Annotated in this window: 7 protein-coding genes; 4 read left to right on the plus strand and 3 right to left on the minus strand. The window is 34.0% G+C overall.

What is annotated here, in order from left to right; genetic code table 11:
• Positions 1–88 precede the first annotated feature (88 nt).
• Positions 89–280, plus strand: coding sequence for a hypothetical protein (locus OZD63_RS04100; RefSeq protein ID WP_275008195.1), 192 nt, complete (start codon positions 89–91; stop codon positions 278–280).
• 11 nt (positions 281–291) lie between these two features.
• On the opposite strand, the gene OZD63_RS04105 is transcribed toward OZD63_RS04100, so the two are convergent.
• A complete protein-coding gene (locus tag OZD63_RS04105; protein WP_275008197.1) occupies positions 292–630 on the minus strand; it encodes an outer membrane protein assembly factor BamE in 339 nt (112 codons plus the stop codon).
• 131 nt (positions 631–761) lie between these two features.
• Here OZD63_RS04105 and OZD63_RS04110 point away from each other — a divergent pair, with 131 nt between their 5' ends.
• From OZD63_RS04110 to tsaB, 3 genes are all read left to right on the plus strand, one after another.
• Positions 762–1751 carry a ribonucleotide-diphosphate reductase subunit beta gene (locus OZD63_RS04110; RefSeq protein WP_182320796.1) on the plus strand — a complete coding sequence of 330 codons (990 nt, stop codon included), beginning with the start codon at positions 762–764 and terminating at the stop codon, positions 1749–1751.
• Positions 1752–1889: 138 nt separating this feature from the next.
• Complete coding sequence (locus OZD63_RS04115; protein WP_275008198.1) at positions 1890–3020, plus strand: cation:dicarboxylate symporter family transporter; 1131 nt, start codon at positions 1890–1892, stop codon at positions 3018–3020.
• Positions 3020–3604, plus strand: a complete 585-nt coding sequence (tsaB, locus tag OZD63_RS04120; RefSeq protein ID WP_077188562.1) for a tRNA (adenosine(37)-N6)-threonylcarbamoyltransferase complex dimerization subunit type 1 TsaB — start codon at positions 3020–3022, stop codon at positions 3602–3604. Before OZD63_RS04115 ends, tsaB begins: the two co-directional genes overlap by 1 nt.
• Here tsaB and OZD63_RS04125 read toward each other — a convergent pair.
• Positions 3599–4222 carry a DEAD/DEAH box helicase family protein gene (locus OZD63_RS04125; RefSeq protein WP_077188561.1) on the minus strand — a complete coding sequence of 208 codons (624 nt, stop codon included), beginning with the start codon at positions 4220–4222 and terminating at the stop codon, positions 3599–3601. The two genes, tsaB and OZD63_RS04125, sit on opposite strands and share 6 nt — an antisense overlap.
• 229 nt (positions 4223–4451) lie before the next feature.
• Positions 4452–4645 (minus strand): hypothetical protein (locus OZD63_RS06180; RefSeq protein WP_410543743.1); only part of this gene is annotated, 194 nt, incomplete at its 5' end.

Raw genomic sequence — 4645 nt, forward strand, 5'->3', positions numbered from 1 at the left:
TTCATTATAAATAGCCATTTAACTGTTGAAGAAAAAATATGCCACAAAAAATGAGAGTCAGTAACTGCCAGTTCTTTTCACTTGAGCGATGCAACAAAGCCCACTGGGATCCAGTTTTCTTTACAAATTCATCAAAAGTGCTTCATTCTATAACGCAAAACCCATACTCACCAAACCCAATGCATTACTTGCAATTAAGTTTCCTGGATTCCATTGTCTGGGCACTGGGATGACGTTATACGGTTCTTGGATGCAAAGAAGAGTGAGAAAAACTCTATAGTTAGCAAACTTTCAATCAGAAACAGCCAAAGATCTCTCTAAGATGTCAGTTTCTTTTGTATCTTCAACTTTACCGTCCTGGTCGAATGAAATTTGCAGAGACTTACTACTATACTTCCTTTTTCCTAAAAAATTGGCTTGTTTAACTTTATATGAGACATAGTACCAAACATTGTCATCGAACTTTGATACTAATGTTGGTGATCCTAAAGTGTGAACCACTCTTTCTTTATCGTCACCTACTTTTATCTTGCTCCACAATTCAACACTAATGCCAGGAGCTCCGTGATTGTGAATAGTGTGAGTGCAGCTCACTGTAGATAATAAAATAAAAGATATTAATACTCGCATTTCTGTTGACAAATTACTTGAAGCTATAATACACTAATAAATTATCTGCCGTCAAATTTCAAAAAAGTTGAATTGGCTGATTCTCAATATCACTTAATATAATATTTACTTTAGAAAATAATAGCTGTCTTATGTCATTGTTAAAAGCAGATCCAATATACAAACCTTTTAATTACCCTTGGGCGTATGATGCGTGGCTGCAGCAACAAAGAATCCATTGGATACCTGAGGAAGTTCCGCTTGCTGATGACGTAAAGGATTGGAAAACTAAACTTTCAAACGTAGAGAAAAATCTACTAACTCAGATTTTTAGATTCTTTACTCAGGCAGACATTGAAGTAAATAACTGCTACATGAGGCATTATTCAAATATATTTAAGCCAACAGAAATATGCATGATGCTTGCAAGCTTTTCCAATATGGAAACTATACACATTGCAGCTTATTCTTATCTTTTAGACACAATTGGCATGCCAGAAAGCGAGTATCAAGCATTCTTAAAGTATGATGCTATGAGAAAGAAGTATGAATACATGTTAGAATTCGAGGAAAGCAAAAAACACGATAAAAAACATGTAGCTAAAACTCTGGCGGTGTTTGGTGCATTTACCGAGGGGTTGCAGTTATTCGCATCATTTGCAATTTTGCTCAATTTTCAACGCTTTGGAAAAATGAAAGGCATGGGACAAATAATTGCCTGGTCAGCCCGTGATGAAACTTTGCACACCAATTCAATTATTATGTTATTTAATACATTTATTAAAGAGAATAATGAAATTTGGAACGATGAGTTTAAAGAGGAATTATATTCTGCATGCCGCACTATTGTTGAGCTTGAGGATGAGTTTATAAAGCTTGCTTTTAATTTCGGAGACGTTGAAGGACTATCTGCAGAAGAAGTGCGCAATTACATACGCTACGTAGCAAACAGACGGTTAATGCAGTTAGGTCTTGAGTCCATATATGATGTTAATGATAATCCCATTCCGTGGCTTGATGAAATACTAAATGGCGTGGAACATACGAATTTCTTTGAAAATAGAGTAACAGAGTATAGCCGTGCAGCAACTCAAGGCACATGGGAGGAGGCTTTTACTGAAAACGACACGAATAATAAGTGAGTGCTAATTTCACTCTTCTTTGTCATTCCAGTGTCAGCTACTTTCATTACACCATTTGCTGTGCAGTTTAGACAGTTTTGCTTTACTTAACAACTAACTTACCATATATATGTCCATAGGACATTGGTATATAAGAACGTGCTACAACTGTTAATCTTACTCACGGTCATCACTTCAGTTGCATTCTTTGGTCATTTAGCTCCAATGGAAGCAAAAACCTTCTTGTACTCAACGAGCCTGAGTATAAAAGAGGTTTTGCTATTTATAATGCCTTTTATTATTTTTGCGTTAATCTTTAGCAGTGTTAACAATCTTAAGCAGTCAGCTGTAAAGTTCATATTGTTACTTATTATAATGATCTTCTTGTCAAATCTGGCTTCAAGTTTAATAGCTTATTCTGTTGGGCATTTCATCATACAAAACACTCATTCAATACAAGATATAACGTATGAAGAAACAATTGTTCCCTTATGGTCGTTTAGGCTGCCTGCATTGCTTTCTAATTTTTATGCCCTTGCCTGTGGATTTGTGTCCAGCATAGTAGTGTCCACACTGCTACCCAAGAAAAGCAAAGAGCTTTCGAACAAAATGTTAGATTTAACTCTCTTTATTTTGAAGACGTTTTTGACGCCGATTATTCCAATATTTGTACTTGGGCTTGCTTTAAAAATGCAGCATGATCAAGTTTTATCTATAATATTTAAGGATTACTCAATAATTTTCATTATTATAGCATCTGCAACCTACCTTTATGTTTTCCTCTTATATGGAGCAGCAAATTCATTCAAGATCACAAGCTGGATAGCTAGTATAGGCAATATGATACCGGCATTTATTACTGCGATGAGCACAATGTCTAGTAATGCAACTATGCCTCTTAGTCTTGAAGGAAGCAAAAAAAATGTAAAGCAACCTGACATAGCATCGTCTGTTGTGCCAATAACTGCTAGCTTTCATTTAGTAGGTGATTGCTTTTTTGTCATAATATTATCAATGATAATTGCCTCCGGTTATTCATTGTGCACAACAGACTATGTAACTTTCCTTCTCTATTTTTTGTTATTTAAGTTTGCTATCGTTGCAGTGCCGGCAGGAGGAATTATGGTAATGCTACCTATTCTTGAGAAATACCTCAAATTTTCTCCAGAAATGCTTTCGTTAATCACAGCATTGTATGTAGTGTTTGATCCAATAATCACCTCAGCAAATGTTATGGGTAATGGTGCCTTTACTATGATATTTTCAAAACTCTATGATAAGCTTAAGTAATGTCTATTTTAGCGATTGATACTGTAGGTATTGGTAGTTCAATAGCAATAGTTGATTATGATGGTAACTGTTTTGTAGAGCACAATTCCACTAGCAATAGTCATGCAGAATCATTTTTTCAAATACTAAGTACTTTATTTGATAAGCACAACTATAATTATGATAAAATAGATCATTTGGCGGTAGTAGTTGGACCAGGAAGTTTCACTGGAATTAGAGTTGGTATATCAGCTGCACAAGGTATAAATCTTGCTACAAATAAGCCGTTATACGGGGTTAGTGCGCTGGAAGTTCAAGCCTACGCAATATCTTTGCTTTGTGCAAATAGCAAAAAAAATATCAGAGCTATAATCAAAAATGCTCAAGGGTTTTATACACAGTTATTTGATTTCAATTTATTGCCGCTGTCTGGTCCAACTGCAGCATGTGACCCTGGTCACGCTACAAGCAGTACACATATGGATTGCAATTTAAATGCTAGCCATGCAGGGCTATTAGTTCATTATAGACTAAAGAACAAGCAAAAATTAAATGAAGTTGAAGCTCTATATTTAAATGAGCCTCAGTATATGAAATTGCTATAGACTATTTTTTTGCATACACGCAATTTGGCTAAGCTTGTGCATCTGGTTTACTATCTCTTGAGCTACTTCTTTTATACTCATATTTGAATTTTCTATCTCTATAGCACTCGGTGGTGTAAATAAATTGTTAATCCTACATTGCTCTATCATGCTATTTAGATTAATCACCTTCCTATTTTTTCTTTGCCTTTTTAATGCAATACGCTTTTGTAATGTCGGTAGATCACACCTAAGTACCACAGGAAGGATTTCTGTGTTCATTTTTTTACTAAGCCTTACTATTGAATCATACATCCTCATGTTCTGGTCATTATTTTCCATCAACTCATCAATAAATATGTAATTTTTTGAGTGAATCGGATAATTTTCTATTACCTGAAGCATAATTTGCATAATGCCATATATTCTATCTTGAACTTCTTTAGGTATTTGATCACGTTCAAAGACACCATCGTATATAGAGCAAGCTTGAACATTGTTATAGAACTTACTATTTACAATTAATGCGTTTATCATATTAGATAATTCTATTGCTGTGGAAAGTTTACCACTTCCCGAAAGACCAGAGAGATATATGAAAAATCCTGCTGGCTGTTTTTTTGTGTTAATATTTACCATATTATTTTCAATCTTGAAACTTACGTTTATAATAACATAAAAATGAAGCTTTAAAACATATGAAATATTATATAGAAAATTATTTTTGTAGTTAAGATATTATGTAATTTAAAAACATAAATTCTGTATATAAACTCTATAATAACGATAACTATTTTTAAGCAAGCTACAACACAAAAGTGTTTGGTATTCAGAAAGCAAGACAGAGTGGCATAGACCTATTAGTTTACTACAAGTCTCTTTTCGCGTATAAACCTTCAGAAGATTCTAAGAACCTGTTAAGGATCTCGAAAATATGAGGTAAAATAAGCATAGTTAAGAAAGAGGTATATCTATGCAAAAAAGCTATCCAAGCGATATAAGTAAAGAACAATTTAAAAAAATTAGACCAATACTGGAGAGTAGCAGAAAGAAAACAAAACC

Source organism: Wolbachia endosymbiont of Drosophila leontia, assembly GCF_028981785.1.
Taxonomy (GTDB): Bacteria; Pseudomonadota; Alphaproteobacteria; order Rickettsiales; family Anaplasmataceae; genus Wolbachia; species Wolbachia pipientis.

Bases quoted from the DNA above. Each gene is read 5' to 3' on its own strand.
- OZD63_RS04110 (WP_182320796.1), top strand. From the start codon at position 762: ATGTCATTGTTAAAAGCAGATCCAATATACAAACCTTTTAATTACCCT.
- OZD63_RS04105 (WP_275008197.1), bottom strand. From the start codon at position 630: ATGCGAGTATTAATATCTTTTATTTTATTATCTACAGTGAGCTGCACT.
- OZD63_RS04125 (WP_077188561.1), bottom strand. From the start codon at position 4,222: ATGGTAAATATTAACACAAAAAAACAGCCAGCAGGATTTTTCATATAT.
- OZD63_RS04100 (WP_275008195.1), top strand. From the start codon at position 89: ATGCAACAAAGCCCACTGGGATCCAGTTTTCTTTACAAATTCATCAAA.
- tsaB (WP_077188562.1), top strand. From the start codon at position 3,020: ATGTCTATTTTAGCGATTGATACTGTAGGTATTGGTAGTTCAATAGCA.